This is a genomic window from Chryseobacterium indologenes, assembly GCF_001295265.1.
Taxonomy (GTDB): Bacteria; Bacteroidota; Bacteroidia; order Flavobacteriales; family Weeksellaceae; genus Chryseobacterium; species Chryseobacterium indologenes_A.
This window is the reverse complement of the sequence record NZ_LJOD01000005.1, coordinates 50,556-70,093: the sequence shown is the minus strand read 5'-3', so window position 1 is coordinate 70,093 and position 19,538 is coordinate 50,556. Positions and strand designations below refer to the sequence as shown.

Genomic DNA, 19,538 nt, shown 5'->3' with positions numbered 1-19,538 from the left:
AAATCACTTAGAACACGGGAACAAAATAGCACGATCATTGCTTGAATACCCGTATATTTAATGTAGACCTAAAAACCCAAATGCAGTATGAAAATCTTTTCCAAATTGATGCTTATTATTGGTTTTCTCCACACTATCATCATCTATGCCCAGAATCATTATCCCCAAAACTATTTCAGAAACCCTCTGAATATTCCCATGCAGCTTGCCGCCAATTTTGGTGCAGTCCGTACCAATCACTTTCATATGGGTCTGGATCTGAGAACGAACAGCCAGGAAAATTTATCAGTAGTTGCAGCCGCAGATGGCTATGTAAGCAGGATTAAAGTTGAAAGATACGGCTTTGGAAATGCAGTGTACATTACCCATCCGAATGGCTATACAACAGTGTATGCCCACTTAAACAAATATTATGATAAGCTGGAGGAATATGTCAAAGAGAAACAGTACAAAGACGAACAATGGGAACAGGATATTACTTTCCAGTCTAGGCAGTTTCCTGTAACGAAAGGACAGCTGATCGCTTTAAGCGGAAATACAGGAGGTTCGGCGGGCCCGCATCTTCACTTTGAAATACGGGATACCAAAACGGAAGAATGCCTGAATCCTTTACTGTTCGGCTTCAATATTCCTGATCATGTAGCCCCGATAATCAGCAGATTGTATTGGTATGACAGACGTTTCAGTACCTATGAACCGGGAGCAAATGGAGTAGTGGTTAAAAAATCAGGAAATAATTATACTGCTGATGTAATGAAAGTTAGCTCACCAATAATAAGTTTGGGAATTAAAGCTGTAGATAAAGCCAATCAGGGGTTTAATCTGGGAATTTATCAGGCAGAACTGCTAATGGATGGAAAACTGATCTATGGTTTTTCTATCGACAAAGTAAGCTATGATGATACCCGCTATCTGAATGGCTGTATAGATTACACTAAATTTATGAGAGATAAAACGGCGATCCAGCATTTATCTTCCTTACCGGGTATGAAGCTTCAAAATTACAGTCTTCCCGATTTATCAGGAATTATCAGTCTTCAGGATGAAGAAATCCATAATATTGAAATTATTCTGAAAGATGTGAATGGAAACACAAGCCGCTTGATGACAAAAGTTCAGTTAAGTAAAGTTAATGATAAAGTTTCTTCCACGAATACGACCATAATGCCTGATCAGGAAAAGACAATCTCCTCAGAAAATGCGGAACTCAGGTTGGGGAAAAATGAGATTTATGATGCAGTAAATTTCAATATGTATGAAAAACCGGATGCAGGAACAAGTTCGGTTTCCAATACTATAGTTCTTCACAATCCATATATTCCGGTTCACGATGATTATATACTGAAAATTAAGCCCGGCAGAAAATTAAGCAGAGAAGAAAAAGAGAAAGTGATTATCCTGCTGGATTATGGAAGTGATACAAAAGCTATAAAAGGAAGCTGGAATGGAGACTGGGCAGAAGGAAAGTTTAACCGACTGGGTACAGCAAAGCTTGTTCTGGATAGCAGCCTGCCTTCTGTTTCTCCCGGCTGGAAAGATGGTGTGCTGATGAATGGAGGGTCTTTGAGACTGAAAGGAAGTACAAAAGTTGGCGACATTGTTTCTTTCCGTGCGGAGCTGGATGGGAAATGGCTTAGGTTTGCCCGCGTAAAGGATGATTTTGTATATATTTTTGATGAAAAATGCCCTAAAGGATCCGGATTGCATACATTAAAAGTGACAACAATCAATACAGCCGGGAATATCAATACGCAAACTTTTACTTTTCAAAGATAATACAGGAGTAGAAACTTTTTATCGCAGGGTTATACAGGATGAATGATAACAGGCAAAGGCTTGTATAAATGTACAGTTGAAAATCATTAATACATTTTGTCTGAATACATTCTACAATTTAATAAATTTGTCCAAAATTAAAATCATTGGACTTTCATCCGGCTATCGAGAAATCAGACATTCAGGAAATAAAAAAGTTTCAGGAGCAGAAGCTTCAGGAACTTATGACTTATCTTGAAGCAAATTCACCTTTTTATCAGAAACTATTCAAGGAAAACAATATCAATCCTGTAGAGATCCGGACATTAGAAGATCTTCGGAAAATTCCGACAACAACAAAAAATGACCTGCAGCAGCATAACGATGATTTTTTCTGTATCCCACAGACCCAAATTGTTGATTACAGCACTACATCAGGAACTTTAGGAGATCCTGTGACTTTCGGGTTGTCTGACAGTGATCTGGAAAGACTGGCTTATAATGAAGCCATTTCTTTTGCCTGTGCAGGAATTCAGAAGGGAGATGTTGTGCAGATGATTACAACAATTGATAAACGGTTCATGGCTGGCCTTGCCTACTTTTTAGGCCTGAGAAAAATGGGAGCCAGTGTAGTGAGAATGGGGCCGGGTATTCCTGAACTGCAATGGGATTCTATTTTCAGATATAAACCTAAATATCTGATTACGGTTCCTTCCTTCCTCCTGAAAATGATTGATTATGCTGAAAAGCATGGTCTTGATTATAAAAATTCCAGTGTATACGGCGCAGTTTGTATAGGAGAAAGTATCAAAAATCAGGATTTTACAGATAATATTCTTTCCCAGAAGATTAAAGAAAAGTGGAATATCAAATTGTTCTCTACGTATGCATCAACGGAAATGAGCACGGCTTTTACAGAATGTGAATACCAGATCGGGGGACACCACCATCCGGAACTCATCATCACAGAAATTTTAAATGATCATGAAGAACCTGTAAATGAAGGGGAAAACGGAGAATTAACCATAACAACATTAGGAGTAGAAGCAATTCCTCTGCTGCGTTTCAGGACCGGAGATATTGTGAAAGCACATTATGAGCCATGTAAATGCGGAAGAAATACCCTGAGATTGGGACCGGTTGTGGGTAGAAAACAGCAGATGATTAAATACAAAGGAACAACGCTGTATCCGCCTGCAATGAATGATATTTTAAATGATTTCAATACTATTTTATGCTATCAGATTGTTATTCAGTCCAATGAGATAGGATTGGATGAAATTATCATCAGGCTGAGTACCGAGAGCAGTCATGAAAATTTTGTGAATGAAGTCAGAGACCATTTCCGTGCAAAGCTAAGAGTAAGCCCGAAAATTGAAGTGATTGATTTCGAAATCTTATCAAAAACAGTTTTTCACCCCAACAGCAGAAAGCCGATTACATTTATAGATTTAAGGTAAAACAATAACCAATACAGATAACCATGAAAAATTTTTTTACATTTCTACTGCTTATATTTTCAGTAGCATTAACGGCACAGAGAGTAAAAGTTATTTCCGGAGACTATAACTTTTTAAAAGGTGAAAAATTCTTAAAAGTAGTTTTTAAATTTGAAGGAGTTACCTTTGAAAGAAAAAATTTTACAGAAGAGGAGTTCATTGCCAAAAGAATGAACGAAATAGAAGACTCTAAAGGAAAAGAAGAAGCTGAAAAATGGAAAACTGACTGGGAATTAACCAAAACAAAAATCTTCCCAGAGAAGTTTTTAACATCATGGAATAAAAATACCAGAATTGAGGCTTCAACCCATTTCGAAAAAACCAAATATACCCTTATCGTTGAACCTAAATGGATTTATATGGGTGCATTTATGCCTCTCGCAAGTGATCCTTCACTGCTCAACAGTACAATGACCTTTGTAGAAACAGAAAACCCCGATCGTGTTTTAATGGTAGTGGAAGGAATAAAAGCTACTGGTGACAACGGCTTCGGAGTTCCTAATCATAACCACAGAATGGCTGAATGTTACGCAAAGACAGCTAAAATGCTTGCTATGAAAGTGGAACACTATACCAAAAAATAACGAAGGATTTCCAATAAAAACAGTCTTTAATGTAAATTTGTATCCTTAAAAAAATTATCAACTATGAAAAAACTATTATCATTAGTGCTTGCTATGACCATCTCAGTCGCAGCGATGGCTCAAAAAATGAAAATCCAGAACGGAGATCTTAAATTCTTAAAAGGAGTTGAAACCGTAAATGTTGTTTTTGATTATTCAGAAATGAAATTATTAAAAGAAAACTTCACAGAAACAGAATATATTCCCAGAAGAATTGAAGAACTGAACAAGAAAAACGAAGGCTCCGGCGATATATGGAAAAAACAATGGGAAAGAAGCAAAGAAGAACTATGGAACCCTAAATTTATCATGGTATTCAACAAAGTTCTTTCCAAAGAAAATATCAATACTAAGCTTAAAGAAAATGCCGGCGGCCCGTACACCTTGATGGTAAAAGTAAAATGGGTGTATCCGGGTTGGGATGCAGGAATCATGAAGCAGCCTGCAAAAGTAACAACACAGCTTACTTTTGTTGACAGCGCTACGAAAAAAGTACTGTGTGATATAGAAAGTATAGAAGCGCCGGGAGATCAGTGGGGAAGCAATTTCAACAACGAAACAAGAATAGGAGAAGGCTTTGCCAAAACAGGAAAGACACTCGCTCAGAAAATTGAAAGAGAAGTAAAATAATCATCATAAAGACTGCAGTAGCGGTCTTTTTTTATGCCGTTTCCCAGGAGGTATAACAGAAGGCTGCCTGAAGCATTTTTATAAAGGGACATTTTTTATATTTGCAGTTTTAAAATTTAAAAATATTATTAATAACTATGAAAAAATTACTATTGCTATTGTTTATAGCATTTGTAACAACAGTTTATGCCCAGAATCAAATAAACTATGAATGGGGTAATCTGGACTTCTTAAAAGATCAGACAGAAGTGAATGTTGAGATGAAATGGAATAATCCGCTTTTTCAGGCTGAAAACATGACAGAAACTCAATATCTTGAAAAAAGAAAAGCGGAAACTTTAGCCAAAAAAGGTGAAGAAGCCTGGGGTAAATGGATTGCAGAGTGGGAAAATTTTAAAAAATCACAATATATAGACTACTTTTTCAAAGGAATCAACGGAAAGTCAAAAAAAATTGCCTTTAAAAGTGATGTTAAAACAAAATATACACTGATTATCGATACAAAATGGATCTATGCAGGATGGCATGGCGGATTGATAGGACAGGAAGGAAAACTGACTTCCGATCTTATTTTTGTGGAAACCGATCATCCTGAAAAAGTGGTGATGAAATTAGCAGGAGACAAGATTCTGGGGAAGCCACAGAATAAGGATTTTGTTTGGGAATACGGAAGGATAGCCGGGGCTTATGAAGCCACAGGGAAGGAATTGGGGAAAATAGTTAAAAAGCTCACTAAATAAACAAAAAAAGCGGTCTGAACATTCAGACCGCTTTTTTTATGATGGTTCTTGCTGCTGCTCCTTTTCAAGCTTGATGAGGTTGGCAAGATTCTTAATCACAGTGTCGTGTTTCTTCACAAAAGGGTTTTCTTTGTTCCAGACATATCCGGCCAGTACAGCACATATCTTTTTCTTTACATCCGGGTTTTCAGGCTGATGGAAAAACAGTTCCTGGAGATTTCCGGTGTACCATTCCTTTACATAAGTGGTAAACACATCAACCCCGTATAAAATATAATCTGTGTATTCCGTCTGCCAGTCAATTTTCTCGCCGTTAAGTTGTCTTAAAGCCAGTTTTGCCGCCAGCATTCCGGATTCTGTAGCAAAAGCCATTCCCGATGAAAAAACAGGATCCAGGAATTCCGAAGCATTTCCGGTTAACGCAAATCCGTCACCGTATAATTTTTTTACAGAGCATGAATAATCTTTCAGGTGTCTCGGCTCAAAAAGAAATTCCACATCACCAAAACGTTTGATGTAATAATCGGAAAGAGAAATTGCTTTTCTCAATGCTTCCGTGGTATCTCCGTTTTCAGAAAGCTTTTCAATGTATTCCGTAGGGCCTACGATTCCTAAACTGGTATTTCCGTTAGAGAATGGGATTACCCAAAGCCATACTTCCGTTTCTATAATGTCAAAAGAGATCAGCGTTCCTTCTTCACCTTCTTCACGGTTAATATCTTTTACGTGCGAGAAAATAGCGGAGTGGGGAGATAATTTTGAAGGTTTTTCAAGATCCAACAGGCGTGGAAGCACTCTTCCGTATCCGCTTGAATCAATTACAAACTTAGCATGTATTTCTTTTGTTACCCCGTCTTTGGTTCTTACGGTAGTCACAGAATCTGTTCCGTTGAACTCAATCCCAACTACTTCCGTTTCAAATTCAAGATCAATTCCTTTGTTGATTACTTCCTGAGCCAAAGTATTATCAAAATCAGCTCTCGGAACCTGCCAGGTCCAGTCCCAGCCTTCTCCGAACTTGTTGCTGAAATCAAAAATGCAGACTTCATCGCCGCGAAGGAAACGGGCCCCCAGCTTTTTCTCGAAACCCATTTTATCCAAAGCAGGAAAGAGACCGGCCTCATCAAAATGATCCATTACCCTTGGGATCAGACTTTCTCCGACTACCAGTCTTGGGAATTTTGTTTTTTCGACAACTTTTACGCTGATATTGTTCTTCTTTAAGTATGAAGAAGATACGCATCCGGAAGGTCCAGCACCGATTACGAGAACATCAACAAATTCTTTGCTCATCTTTGATTTTTTATTTTAATAATAACTTTTATCTTTGCCGCAAAATTAGTGACAAATAATTAATATTTTACAAAATTATCAACTATTACTTTTAATTGATGAAAATAAATAACTTTTTACAACTGAAGGATTTTCAAAAGATCATTATTGAAAACGAAAAAATAGAACTGGACGGGGAACTTTTAGACAGAGTGGAGACAAGTTTTCAGTTTTTAAAAGAATTTTCGAAGAATAAAGTAATATATGGTGTTAATACAGGATTTGGGCCAATGGCACAGTTCAAGATCAGTGATGAAGATACACACCAGCTTCAGTACAACCTGATCAGAAGCCACTCTTCAGGAATCGGTAACCCTTTGCCTGCGCAGGAAGTAAAAGCCTGTATGCTGGCAAGACTGAATACCCTTTCGCTGGGCAATTCAGGAGTACATCAGTCTGTGGTACATCTGCTTACAGAATTAATCAACAGAGATATTACACCGCTTATCTTTGAACACGGAGGAGTGGGAGCCAGCGGAGACCTTGTACAGCTTGCCCACCTGGCCTTAGTACTTATCGGAGAAGGGGAGGTTTTTTATAAAGGTGAAAGAAAGCTGACCCAGGAAGTTTTTGAAGCAGAAGGGCTGGAACCTATAAAAGTAGAAATCCGTGAAGGACTTGCTTTAATGAACGGAACTTCCGTGATGTCCGGAATAGGTATTGTGAATGCTTATAAAGCCAATCAGTTAACAGAGATCTCCATCAGGCTTTCCTGTGCCATCAATGAAATTGTACAGGCTTATGATGATCACCTGTCTGAAGCGCTGAACGGTACCAAAAAACATTACGGACAACAGAAAGTAGCTGAAAGAATGAGAGCATATCTGGCAGACAGTAAGCTGATCAGAAAAAGAGAAGACCATCTTTACACCCATTTTGAAGAACAGGAAAAAGTATTTAAAGAAAAAGTACAGGAATATTATTCATTGAGATGTGTTCCTCAGATCCTGGGTCCGGTTCTGGATACACTGGAATATACTGAAAATGTTCTTGAAAATGAGATCAACTCAGCAAATGATAACCCCATTATCAATGTAGAAGACCAGCACGTTTACCATGGAGGAAACTTCCACGGAGATTATATCTCTTTAGAAATGGATAAATTAAAAATCGTGGTTACCAAACTGACGATGCTTGCTGAAAGGCAGTTGAACTACCTTTTGAATGCGAAGATCAACGAAATATTGCCTCCTTTTGTAAATTTAGGTAAATTAGGGTTCAATTTCGGAATGCAGGGGGTTCAGTTTACGGCAACATCTACCACCGCGGAAAGCCAGATGCTGTCAAACTCCATGTATGTACACAGTATTCCTAATAATAATGATAACCAGGATATTGTAAGCATGGGGACTAATGCTGCGGTTATCTGCAGAAAAGTAATAGAAAATGCATTTGAAGTATTGGCTATTGAAGCCATTACCATCATTCAGGCTATTGAATATCTTGGTTTCCAGGATAAGGTTTCGTCTTCTACCAAAGAGCTTTATGACGAAATCAGAAAGATGATTCCGGCATTCTCCAGCGATATGGTGATGTATCCGTATCTGGAAGAGGTTAAAAAATATTTAAAGGCAATGTAACTCTTAACCAGATTGGGTTGTCAATAAAACCAGGGATTTAAAAATTAACTTAAAAAAACTAAAACTAAACAGCTAACACATGAAATGTGCAATTGTAACGGGCGGCTCCAGAGGTATCGGGAGAGCTGTCTGTCTGAAACTGGCGGAAGAAAAGAACTATCATATACTGATTAACTACGCTTCCAATGAGGCTGCAGCTAAAGAAACATTAGCTAAAGTACAGGAGCTTGGTGCTACAGGAGAAATTCTTAAGTTTGATGTAGCCAATGCCGAAGAAACTCAAAATGTCCTTACAACATGGCAGGACAATAATCCTGAAGCCTTGGTAGAAGTCATTGTAAATAATGCCGGAATTACCAGAGACGGACTATTCATGTGGATGAAGAATGAAGACTGGACAAGTGTTATCAACACTAGTCTGAACGGGTTTTTTAATGTAACCAACTTTTTTATCCAGAAGCTGCTTCGTAACAAATACGGAAGAATCATCAATATGGTTTCAGTTTCCGGAGTAAAAGGAACGGCCGGGCAAACCAATTATTCTGCTGCAAAAGGAGCCCTGGTAGGAGCAACAAAAGCACTTGCCCAGGAAGTCGCCAAGAGAAATATCACCGTAAATGCAGTAGCTCCGGGATTCATCAAAACAGATATGACCCAGGATTTCAACGAAGAAGAGCTTAAGGCAATGATTCCTGCCAACAGGTTTGGCGAGGCGGAAGAAGTTGCCGATCTGGTTGCTTTCTTAGCATCAAGAAAAGCTTCCTATATTACTGGTGAAGTGGTGAATATTAACGGTGGAATTTACTCATAAATAATATAAACAAGATAACAAAGTATCAGGATAGCATAAAATATTCATACAATAAAAATAAGAGTAGACTGTTCAACTGATACATTGTTAAATGAATATAGCCAATGGAAAATAGGGTTGTAATTACCGGAATGGGAATTTATTCTTGCATCGGGACCTCTTTGGAAGAAGTAAAAGAATCCCTATATCAAGGAAAATCCGGTATTGCTTTAGTACAGGAAAGAAAAGAATTTGGTTTCAGATCCGGGCTTACCGGTGTAGTTCCGAAACCGGATCTTAAGAATCTCCTTAACAGACGCCAGCGCGTAAGTATGGGGGAAGAAAGCGAATATGCATATTTGGCCACTATAGACGCTTTAAAGCAGGCCGGCATAGACCAGGAATTTCTGGATACCCATGAAGTAGGGATCTTATACGGAAACGACAGTGTTTCTCAGGCTGTAGTGGAATCCATAGATATTGCACGAGAAAAGAAAGATACAACATTGATGGGATCGGGAGCGATCTTCAAATCAATGAACTCTACCGTAACGATGAACCTTTCAACGATATTCAAGCTGAAAGGAATCAATCTTACCATTAGTGCAGCCTGCGCCAGCGGGTCACACTCTTTAGGACTGGCCTATATGATGATCAAAAACGGTTTCCAGGATATGATCATTTGCGGTGGAGCACAGGAAACCAATAAATATTCTATGGCAAGCTTTGATGGCTTAGGCGTATTTTCAGTAAGAGAAGACGAACCTACAAAAGCCTCAAGACCATTTGATTCAGGAAGAGACGGGCTTATCCCAAGTGGAGGAGCAGCTTCCCTTGTAGTAGAGAGCCTGGAATCAGCGCAGAAAAGAGGAGCTCCAATCATTGCAGAGATCATCGGATACGGATTCTCTTCCAATGGCGGACATATTTCAACTCCCAATGTAGACGGGCCGGCTCTGGCCATGGACAGAGCTTTAAAGCAGTCCGGACTAAAGCCTGAGGATATCGATTATATCAACGCTCACGCAACATCTACCCCGATTGGGGATGCCAACGAAGCAAAAGCTATTTTTGAGATCTTTGGAGGAGAAGTTCCGGTTAGCTCTACCAAGTCAATGACCGGACATGAATGCTGGATGGCAGGGGCAAGCGAGGTGATCTACTCTATTCTGATGATGCAGAATGATTTTGTGGCACCAAATATCAATCTGGAAAATCCTGATAATGAGGCTCAAAAGATAAATTTAGTCCCAAAAACGAAAAATCAAAAAATTGATGTATTTTTGTCGAATTCTTTCGGATTTGGGGGAACCAATTCCGCATTAATTGTTAAAAAATTTGATTAAAAAACATGGAAAGGGAAAAAATTGTTGCCATCGTTAATGATTTCTTAGTAAATGAATTCGAAGTGGATGGTGATGAGATCAGCAATGAAGCCAACCTTAAAAGTACGCTGGGCTTAGACAGTCTGGATTATATTGATATGGTGGTAGTCATTGAGTCTAATTTCGGAGTTAAATTAGGAGAAGCGGATTTTAAGAAAATGGTCACATTTGACGATTTCTACACAACTATTGAAAATAAGATTGCCGAGAAAAACGCTTAGTTATCGATTGAATCTTTATTCTATAAAAATGTACCAATGTAATTATGTAGCAGTGTATCAATGAAAGATATTGTTATAAAGGTATGCTGCTACATGGGTAAATTATATATATGAACAAGTGGAAAGGTAAATCTAAAGGAACCATAACCGGATACAAAATATTCGTCTGGTGTATTAGAAATATCGGAATCAGGAGTTCCTATTTTGTTCTTTATTTTGTTGCTTCCTATTATTTCCTGTTTCTGAACAGAAGCAACCGCTATATCTTTTACTATTTCCGGAAAAGACTTAATTACAACTACCGGAAGGCAAAATTTGCTGTCTTTAAAAGCTATTTCACCTTTGGAAAGGTATTGATTGACAAAACTGCTATTTCTGCCGGATTACGGGAAAAATATACCTATGAGTTTGACGGTATTGAAAACCTGAGAAACCTTCTTGCCCAGAAAAAAGGGGGAGTTCTCATCAGTGCCCACATCGGAAACTTTGAAATTGCAGAACATTTCTTTGCAGACATCGATTTCGACTGTCAGATCAATCTGGTAACCACAGATCAGGAAGTAACCGTTATTAAAGAATATCTCGAAAGCGTTGCCGTAAAAAAGAGCAACATCAAATTCATTTACGTAAAAGACGATATGTCGCATATTTTCGACATTAATCAGGCCTTGTCAAACAATGAACTGATTTGCTTTACCGGAGATCGTTATTTTGAAGGTTCCAAATTTCTGGAAGCAGATCTGCTGGGGAAAAGCGCAAAATTTCCTGCTGGCCCATTCCTGATTGCTTCCCGTCTTGGGGTGCCTGTGGTTTATGTATATGTGATGAAAGAAAAAAATCTTCATTATCACCTGTATGCCAGACTTGCTCAGAATATTAAAAACCGTGATTCCCAGGGACTTCTTAATTCCTATGTGCAGAATCTTGAGTCGATGATTAAAAAATATCCGCTTCAATGGTTCAATTATTTCGATTTTTGGGATGATATGGATTAATTTTTCTAATTTTATCTCCGAAAAACTATAACAGACTCAAATCATTTGGAAAACGGGATTGTAAAGAAGAATAAGATTTAAATGATCCCTTACTTCTGAATTTTAATTAAAAACACTCAATTTTTCTCCTTTTGAAAAAAGAATACGACATACTTGTGATCGGCAGCGGATTGGGAGGTCTTGTTTCGGCTCTTATTTTGGCGAAAGAAGGCCTGAAAGTATGCGTTCTGGAGAAAAATAACCAATACGGCGGAAATCTCCAGACCTTTTCAAGAGATAAGCTGATCTTTGATACTGGAGTTCATTATCTGGGAGGCCTTTCAAAAGGGCAGAACCTTCATCAGTTTTTCTCTTACCTTGAGATCATGGATGAACTTGAACTTCATCAAATGGATGAAGACGGGTATGATAAAATCAGCTTTGGAGATGAGAATATTGAATACCCGCATGCCCAGGGCTATGAAAACTTTATTGAGCAGCTTACTGCATACTTTCCCGGAGAAAAAGAAAACCTTGAAAACTACTGCGAAGAAATTCAGTATGTCTGCGGGCAGTTTCCAAGATACCACGTCGTTGGGAAAGATAATTATAATGAAGAGATCCTGCATCTCAATACCAAAAGGTTTATAGAGTCCGTTACCCAGAATAAAAAATTGCAGTCTGTACTGTTGGGATCCAATTTTCTGTATGCCGGAGATTCTGAAAATATACCGTTCTATGTACACGCACTTACAGTAAACTCTTATATTCAGAGTGCTTACAAATGCGTAAAAGGAGGAAGCCAGATTTCCAAGCTGCTGATCAGGAAGCTCCGTCAGTACGGAGCAGAAGTCCATAAACATTCGGAAGTCTCTGAATTCATTTTTAATGAAAATGATATTTTAACTTCCGTAAAAACCAGAGACGGAAAAGAGTATGCCGCAAAAAAGTTTATTTCCAATATAGAAATCCGTTCGGCAATAAAGCTCATAGGAGAAGAAAGGCTTAAAAAATCCTTTTTGAACAGAGTGCTGAGCTGGCAGCCTGTTTCTTCTTGCTTCAGCGTTTATCTGGTTTTAAAACCACAGTCAGTTCCTAACTTCAATTACAACCTGTACCACTACCAATCCGACGAACAGGTCTGGAATGCGTATAAATACCACAAAGAAAGCTGGCCGGAAACTTATATGCTCTCTTCCACTCCGTCAAAACATCATCCTGAATATGCAGAAAGTCTTACAGCAATCTCCTATATGGATTTTGAAGAAGTAAAAAAATGGGAGAAAACAGTCAATACTGTTGCAGAAGAGCATGAGCGGGGAACATCTTATGAAAAATTCAAGCTGGAAAAAGCAGAAAAAATGATTGAAGCTCTGGAAAGGAAAATTCCAGGACTCAGAAATTCTATTAAAAGTGTCTACACTTCGTCACCGCTGTCTTACCGGGATTATATCGGAAGTCTGGAAGGGAATATGTACGGATATATGAAAAGTTCAGATAACCCCTTGAAAACAATGGTTTCTCCAAGAACGAAGATTGACAATCTGTTTCTTACAGGGCAGTCTGTAAATATGCACGGAATTCTCGGAGTAACGATAGGGGCTTTCAATACCTGTGCGGAAATTTTAGGAAAAGAACATATCGATGCCCGCCTGACCCAAATGATTAAGAATAATGAAAAACTATAGCAGGCTTTTTGCCGGATACCGGGGAGTTTATTGTATCCTTATTTTTATCCTCGCTTCCTGCGGGATTTCAAAATCTGTTCATCATATTCCGGACATCAGCCCATATACACTGGAAACGCCAAAAATTAAAAAGATAAATGATTCTACATTCAGTTTCAACCGCAATTATTTAACCAGAAACAAACAACAGTTGTGGGAGTTGTATATCAAAGGCAACCCTCTGCAGCTTGGATACAACAACGGGGCGCTTACCCGGGACCTGATGCAGCATCAGGAAGAGATCTTCTTTTCCAAAGTGGAAGGATTTGTCCCTTCAAAATTTAAGCAGAAACTGCTTCGTGGATTCCTGAAGTGGTATAACCGTAAGATGTACCTCAATGTGAGAGAGGATTACCAGGCAGAGCTATATGGCCTATCCCAATATTCATCCGATAAGTACAACTTTATTGCTCCCAAATACCTGAGAAGCCTGTACCTGCATGGAGCCCACGACATTGGCCATGCCTTGCAGGACTTAGCTATGGTTGGGTGCTCTTCACTAGCCGTATGGAATGAAAATACAGAAGACGGAGACCTCCTGATTGGAAGGAATTTTGATTTTTATGTAGGAGAAGATTTTGCTAAAAATAAGCTGGTAGAATTTGTAGAACCCGAAAACGGAATTCCCTATATGTCAGTAAGCTGGCCGGGAATGACAGGAGTTGTCTCCGGAATGAACAAAGAAGGAATTACCGTGACAATCAATGCCGGAAAATCTAAAATTCCGCTTACCGCCAAAACTCCGATTTCCTTTGTGACCAGGGAAATCCTCCAGTATGCGAAAAATATTGATGAAGCCATCGCTGTCGCCAGAAAAAGAAAAGTATTTGTCTCAGAATCTATTCTGGTGGGAAGTGCCCATGATAAAAATGCAGTAATTATTGAGGTTTCACCTAAAAGTTTCGGTGTTTATAAAGTACAGAACACAAGCCAGCTGATCTGTACCAACCATTTCCAGTCGGATGCTTATAAAGACGATAAAAGAAACCAGAAGCATATTGAAGAAAGTCATTCGGAATACCGTTATGAAAAACTACAGGAGCTATTACAGGAAAATAAAAAGCTGAACCCAGAAAAAATGGCAACCATTTTAAGAGACCGCTCCGGACTTAAGCATCAGAAAATAGGATACGGAAACGAGAAAGCCCTTAACCAGCTGCTGGCCCATCATGCCGTGATTTTTTCACCGGAGAAAAAACTGGTATGGGTTTCATCAAATCCTTATCAACTGGGGGAATTTGTCTGCTATGATCTTAATGAGATCTTTTCAGACAAAAATGCTGCAGAAAGTCTGAAAGCAAAAACCGGACTGAACATTGCCAGAGACCCTTTTGCCGATTCTGAAGATTTCCAAAAATATGAAGAATATAAACTGATGAGTCATGAAGTGAATGATGCCGCTGACAACAATAAAGATATACTGCTGACAGAAGACTTCATTCCTTACTACATATCTCTGAATCCTGATTTCTGGCTCGTTTATTACCAGGCAGGAAAATATTACTTCAGCAAAAAAGAATATTCAAAAGCCAGATCAGCCTTTGAAACAGCACTTACTAAAGAAGTTACTACAGTTCCGGACCGCAGAAACATAGAGAAATACCTGAAGAAAACGCTAAAGAAATTAAAATGATTCCTAGAAATATCAAGTTTCTTTTTTGCATCCCTTTTGTGATTATTATCTGCTACACAGCATATCTGTTTGCTGTATATAACACTGTTCCGGATATCATCCCGATTCACGGGTACGGAGGAAAGAATGACGGCTTTGGGAGCAAGCTGTTTCTTTTTGTACCCATTCTTCTGAATCTGGCTATCCTTCTGTTTATCTGGCTGATCATCAGAAGACCGGAAAAAATTAAGTATTCTTTCGAGGTTAAAGAGGAAGACCTGCAGAAAACCCATTATACAATACAAATCGTTCTTGTTATTATCGCAATATTTGTCACCATTCTAATGAGTCCGTTATCCTTTTCGGATGTTGTTTATAAATAGATTACCATGGAAAAAAAAATCACTTTATTATTGATTTTACTATCATTACTATCATTTGCCCAGGACAGGAAAGATCTTGGGAATACTTTTATTAAAACTATTCTGGTTGATAAAAATGCAGAAAAAGCACATGCTTCATTTGATACATCAATAGCAGAGCAGATTCCTGTAACAGAACTCAAGGGTGTTGTAGATCAGGTTTTGGGCAACCTGGGAGCATTTAAAAATGTGATTGAAGTCAATCAGGAAAATAATAAATATTACTATTATTCAGAGTTTGAAAAATCAAAACTGGATATCCAGATCACTTTTAATGATCAGAACAAGATAGTCGGCTTCCTGCTGGTACCCCATAAGATTTTTGATAAAGCCGATGATAAAACGGCTTTGAAAATTAAAAGCGGTGATATTGAATTGAAAGGCACATTGCTGATTCCCGAACGGAATTCAAAGAAGAAACTGGTTGTTTTTGTTCATGGTTCAGGGCCTCAGGACAGAGATGAAACAATAGGCGAGAACAAACCTTTCAAAGATATTGCAGATGAGCTTTTCAGGAACGGAATAGCTTCGTACCGGTATGACAAGCGTACGTATTCCGATTCTGAAACTTTCAGTGAGCAGTCCACACCCGCAGATGAAACCATCAATGATGCTGTAAACGTGGTAAACTATTTTAAAAATAACGGAGATTATAAAAATTATCAGATTATAGTGCTGGGGCACAGTCTGGGGGCATATCTTATGCCGGTAATAGCCGGGAAAGCCAACGCTTCAAAATATATTTTTATGGCTGGGAATGCTAGACCTATGCAGGATCTGATCCTGGATCAGTATGAATACATTCATAAGGTAAATCCGGCTGTATTGCCGCAAACAGAAGTAGAAAAAATCAAAAAGCAGGTAGCATTTCTGAATTCAGGGAAGTTTGCTGCCGATACCCCGCCGGAGGAACTTCCTTTAGGCCTTTCGGGTACTTACTGGAAATATTTGCAGACTTATAAACCGCTTGATGAGGTAAAAAAGATACAATCACCCATGTTTTTTGCGCAGGGAGGCAGAGACTACCAGGTTACAGAAAAAGATTTTAACCTTTGGAAAAGCGCTCTTAAAAATGATAAAACGGCTGTTTTTAAATGGTATCCGTCTCTAAGCCACATATTCATTAAAGGTACCGGAGCGCCTTCTCCAAAAGATTACAGTATTAAAGGCAATGTAGAACCAGAGTTCTTAAATGACCTGATAGAGTTTGTGGTAAAATAGAATTCCGATTGTAAATAATTGGAGTTGTCTTGCATTGATGATTAGTTATTTCAATGCTTATCTTTTAAGTGAATTATTTCTACTACTTGGGATATTTCTAAAGAAAGTTTTTAAACATATGTTTAATTTTAGGCGTTTTTTCTGTATTTTGTCAGTTCACTTCTTTTCTTAGATGTGTATAGAAAATTACATTATTAATTATAAAGGTTTATTTTTTTAATTTGTTTTTAGTTAATAACTCTTAATTTTTGTGAATTGCTAAATTTATTATTTTTTGTTTGTTATTTTTCTAGATATAATTTTTATTGCATCCGATAAAAATATCAAATTATGAAAAAAACAAAATTTACTATTAAACTTTTAGCATTGTGTTTTCTTTCCGGCTTTGGAATGATCTCAGCACAAAAGCATGATCAGGTGATTAAAACCTATCTTAACTCTGAAAAAGGACCGTTTCAGAGAATGAACGAAGAACTGAAGACATTTACCGTAGTGAATGTAGATCACTCGGAAAGCTTAAGAGGTGATGTTGTGGGAATCCAGCAGACTATCAACGGTATTCCGGTATTCGGAAGTTCTGCCAACGTTTTGATAAGGGAAGATAAAGTATTGAGCTTTGCAGATACTTTTATTAAAACTTATCCTTCCAGGATTAAAGGAGAGCAGGACACAAGAAGAGATCTGCTGATAGGAGCAGCTGCCCAAAAGATCAACAGGAAATCTGATGCAAAAAACAGCCCCGGAGGGGATATAAAATCTAATGTAGTTTATTTTGCTAAAGACGATGCATTGATTTTAGGTTATCATTTTAATATCGAAGAAAAGGAAACCGGTAAACTTTGGAGTATGATCATCAGTACAGATGATGGTGAAGTTCTGTACAGGGAAAATCTTACACTTTCATGTAGTTTTCACCCTGATGCCTATGCACATTCCCATACAGAACAGAATACATCGCCCTCCATGCTGCCTGCTAATGTAGATGCAGAGAATAACCAAAGAAAAAACTTTGTCTTGGCAGCCCCTGATAATGCATCCTATAATGTTTTGGCCTTTCCTGTAGAAGCGCCTACATTTGGGAGCAGATCTCTGATTACTAATCCTTGGGATCTGACAGCTTCACCTGAGGGCTGGCATTCAGACGGAAGCAATCATTATACCATTACAAGAGGAAATAATGTTTTTGCTTACACCGATGAAAATAGCTCAAATAATCCACAGTTTTCTCCGGATGGAGGGACTGCTAGAGCTTTTGATTTCCCTATGGATGTGACATTACCTCCGAAAAACTATACCTCTGCGGCTGTGACCAATCTATTCTATGCGAATAACAAAATGCATGATGTATTTTATAAGTTCGGGTTTACTGAAAGTGCCAGAAACTTCCAGAAAAATAATTTCGGAAAAGGAGGTTCAGGAAATGATGCAGTACTGGCTGAAGCCCGGGACGGGAAAGAATATGGTAATGCCAATTTTGCTTCGCCGGGAGATGGGTCTGTACCCAGAATGCAGATGTATTTGTTTGAATCCAATAATATGCAGATGCTTTTCTATAACTCGCCATCAAGCTACACAGGAAGAACTCCGTCTGGAAAATCAGCATCATTTGGCTATAAATTAGAAGGGAATGCCCCAAAAACCGGAAATCTTGCACTTACTACCCCAAAAGATGGATGTACTGCTATTTCTGAAAACCTGACCGGTAAAATTGCCGTAATAGAAAGAGGAACCTGTAACTATACGGTTAAAGTTAAAAATGCACAGTCAAAAGGAGCAGCAGGCGTAGTTATTTATAACACTCCTACATCTGCCGGCTTTGCAGCAATGGCAGGTTCTGATAGCTCTATTACAATTCCTGCTATATTAATTGAAAGTTCAGAAGGGACCTTCTTAACCAATGAGATTACTAATGGCGCGATCATCAACGCTACTTTAAAATATGACAAAGAAAACTATGTCTATAAAGATGCAAGTTTAGATAATGGTATTATTGCCCATGAATATGGACACGGTATTAGTAACCGTATGACAGGTACAGGAAGTAATTGTTTAAATTCTTCGACTTCTAATGAGCAGATGGGAGAAGGATGGTCCGACTTCTTTGCTCTGATGCTAACCAACAGACCGGGAGATAATGCCTCAGTAGCAAGGGGAATGGGTACATTCGCTGCTGACCAGTCGATTAGTGGTGCAGGAATAAGACCTGCAAAATATTCACCCGATTTTGCAGTTAATAATTATACGTACGGAAAGACAAACGGAATGAAGATAAGCACTACATCTATTTTTGGCAGCGCTACCCATGTACCTAATGTTCACAGTATAGGATTTGTATGGGCAACTATGCTTTGGGATCTTAATTGGAATTATGTAGAGAAATATGGCTATAACAGTAATGTGCTTGCTGATCCTGAAAGTGGAAGTGCACGAGTGTTGCAGCTTGTTATAGATGCCTTGAAACTGCAGCCTTGTAATCCTAGCTTTATACAGGGAAGAAATGCTATTTTAGCAGCTGACCAGGCAAAAACCGGAGGACAGGATAAATGTATGATTTGGAAAACTTTTGCCAAAAGAGGTCTGGGAGTTAATGCAAAGCCTGGAAAACTCACCGCAGCACCTTTTGGAACAGATACTTCGCTGGATGATCAGGTAGAAGACTTTACGGTTCCGTCAGAATGTAATACTACTGGCAGTAAGAGTGCAGTAGCCCTTAAAGAAACTACTTCCGGTTCAGAAGGAATATCAATTTATCCGAATCCGATGAAGACTGAATTTACGATCAAAACCCCTTCAGGAATAGATCTGTCCGGAATCACTACCGTTTCGATTTATGACTTTACAGGAAAACTGGTTTCTACAGAAACAATCAATCTTAACAAGCAGACTACTGTTAATGTTAATAAATTGCTAAACGGAACCTATATAGTGAAAATCACAGGTAAAGCCATAGATTACAGCCAGAAAATCATCGTTTCAAAATAAAAATTAGAATAATTTTGTAACATTAGGTCCCGGAGTTTATGCTTC

At 38.4% G+C, this 19,538-nt stretch carries 16 protein-coding genes; 15 read left to right on the top strand and 1 reads right to left on the bottom strand.

Translation table 11 applies throughout. The annotated features are described in order from the left end of the window. The first annotated feature begins 87 nt into the window (after positions 1–87). The 5 genes from AOB46_RS09290 to AOB46_RS09270 all read left to right on the top strand — a co-directional run bounded on the left by AOB46_RS09290 (position 88) and on the right by AOB46_RS09270 (position 5,247). On the top strand, positions 88–1,776 hold the full coding sequence (locus AOB46_RS09290) for a M23 family metallopeptidase (protein ID WP_062698607.1): 1,689 nt from the start codon (positions 88–90) through the stop codon (positions 1,774–1,776). 146 nt (positions 1,777–1,922) lie between these two features. Next, positions 1,923–3,215: a phenylacetate--CoA ligase family protein gene (locus tag AOB46_RS09285; protein ID WP_062698605.1), complete on the top strand. Its 1,293-nt coding sequence runs from the start codon at positions 1,923–1,925 to the stop codon at positions 3,213–3,215. Between the two features lie 23 nt (positions 3,216–3,238). Then, positions 3,239–3,838 carry a hypothetical protein gene (locus tag AOB46_RS09280; RefSeq protein ID WP_062698603.1) on the top strand — a complete coding sequence of 200 codons (600 nt, stop codon included), beginning with the start codon at positions 3,239–3,241 and terminating at the stop codon, positions 3,836–3,838. A 63-nt stretch (positions 3,839–3,901) separates the two neighbouring features. Beyond that, positions 3,902–4,507 carry a hypothetical protein gene (locus AOB46_RS09275; protein WP_062698601.1) on the top strand — a complete coding sequence of 202 codons (606 nt, stop codon included), beginning with the start codon at positions 3,902–3,904 and terminating at the stop codon, positions 4,505–4,507. 137 nt (positions 4,508–4,644) lie between these two features. After that, positions 4,645–5,247, top strand: a complete 603-nt coding sequence (locus tag AOB46_RS09270; RefSeq protein ID WP_062698599.1) for a hypothetical protein — start codon at positions 4,645–4,647, stop codon at positions 5,245–5,247. A gap of 36 nt (positions 5,248–5,283) precedes the next feature. Here the strand turns inward: AOB46_RS09270 and AOB46_RS09265 are convergent, their stop codons facing one another. After that, positions 5,284–6,540 (bottom strand): NAD(P)/FAD-dependent oxidoreductase, encoded by a 1,257-nt coding sequence (locus AOB46_RS09265; RefSeq protein ID WP_062698597.1) that lies wholly within the window; start codon positions 6,538–6,540, stop codon positions 5,284–5,286. 98 nt (positions 6,541–6,638) lie between these two features. On the opposite strand from AOB46_RS09265, the gene hutH reads away from it, so the two are divergent. From hutH to AOB46_RS09215, 10 genes are all read left to right on the top strand, one after another. Further along, positions 6,639–8,159 carry a histidine ammonia-lyase gene (hutH, locus tag AOB46_RS09260; protein WP_062698596.1) on the top strand — a complete coding sequence of 507 codons (1,521 nt, stop codon included), beginning with the start codon at positions 6,639–6,641 and terminating at the stop codon, positions 8,157–8,159. Between the two features lie 79 nt (positions 8,160–8,238). Continuing rightward, complete coding sequence (fabG, locus tag AOB46_RS09255; protein ID WP_062698595.1) at positions 8,239–8,970, top strand: 3-oxoacyl-ACP reductase FabG; 732 nt, start codon at positions 8,239–8,241, stop codon at positions 8,968–8,970. 104 nt (positions 8,971–9,074) lie between these two features. Beyond that, positions 9,075–10,295, top strand: coding sequence for a beta-ketoacyl-[acyl-carrier-protein] synthase family protein (locus AOB46_RS09250; protein WP_062698594.1), 1,221 nt, complete (start codon positions 9,075–9,077; stop codon positions 10,293–10,295). A gap of 5 nt (positions 10,296–10,300) precedes the next feature. After that, the gene (locus AOB46_RS09245) at positions 10,301–10,555 is read left to right on the top strand and encodes an acyl carrier protein (RefSeq protein WP_062698585.1); all 255 of its coding nucleotides are present in this window, start codon (positions 10,301–10,303) and stop codon (positions 10,553–10,555) included. A gap of 110 nt (positions 10,556–10,665) precedes the next feature. Further along, complete coding sequence (locus AOB46_RS09240; RefSeq protein ID WP_062698583.1) at positions 10,666–11,550, top strand: lipid A biosynthesis acyltransferase; 885 nt, start codon at positions 10,666–10,668, stop codon at positions 11,548–11,550. 131 nt (positions 11,551–11,681) lie between these two features. Continuing rightward, the gene (locus AOB46_RS09235; protein WP_062698581.1) at positions 11,682–13,217 is read left to right on the top strand and encodes a phytoene desaturase family protein; all 1,536 of its coding nucleotides are present in this window, start codon (positions 11,682–11,684) and stop codon (positions 13,215–13,217) included. After that, a complete protein-coding gene (locus AOB46_RS09230) occupies positions 13,204–14,889 on the top strand; it encodes a C45 family peptidase (RefSeq protein WP_062698580.1) in 1,686 nt (561 codons plus the stop codon). The genes AOB46_RS09235 and AOB46_RS09230 overlap by 14 nt, the downstream gene beginning before the upstream one ends. Next, the gene (locus tag AOB46_RS09225; protein ID WP_062698579.1) at positions 14,886–15,251 is read left to right on the top strand and encodes a DUF1648 domain-containing protein; all 366 of its coding nucleotides are present in this window, start codon (positions 14,886–14,888) and stop codon (positions 15,249–15,251) included. The genes AOB46_RS09230 and AOB46_RS09225 overlap by 4 nt, the downstream gene beginning before the upstream one ends. A 6-nt stretch (positions 15,252–15,257) precedes the next feature. Next, positions 15,258–16,511: a DUF3887 domain-containing protein gene (locus AOB46_RS09220; RefSeq protein ID WP_241489185.1), complete on the top strand. Its 1,254-nt coding sequence runs from the start codon at positions 15,258–15,260 to the stop codon at positions 16,509–16,511. Between the two features lie 330 nt (positions 16,512–16,841). Then, on the top strand, positions 16,842–19,493 hold the full coding sequence (locus AOB46_RS09215; protein WP_062698576.1) for a T9SS-dependent M36 family metallopeptidase: 2,652 nt from the start codon (positions 16,842–16,844) through the stop codon (positions 19,491–19,493). Positions 19,494–19,538: the final 45 nt, after the last annotated feature.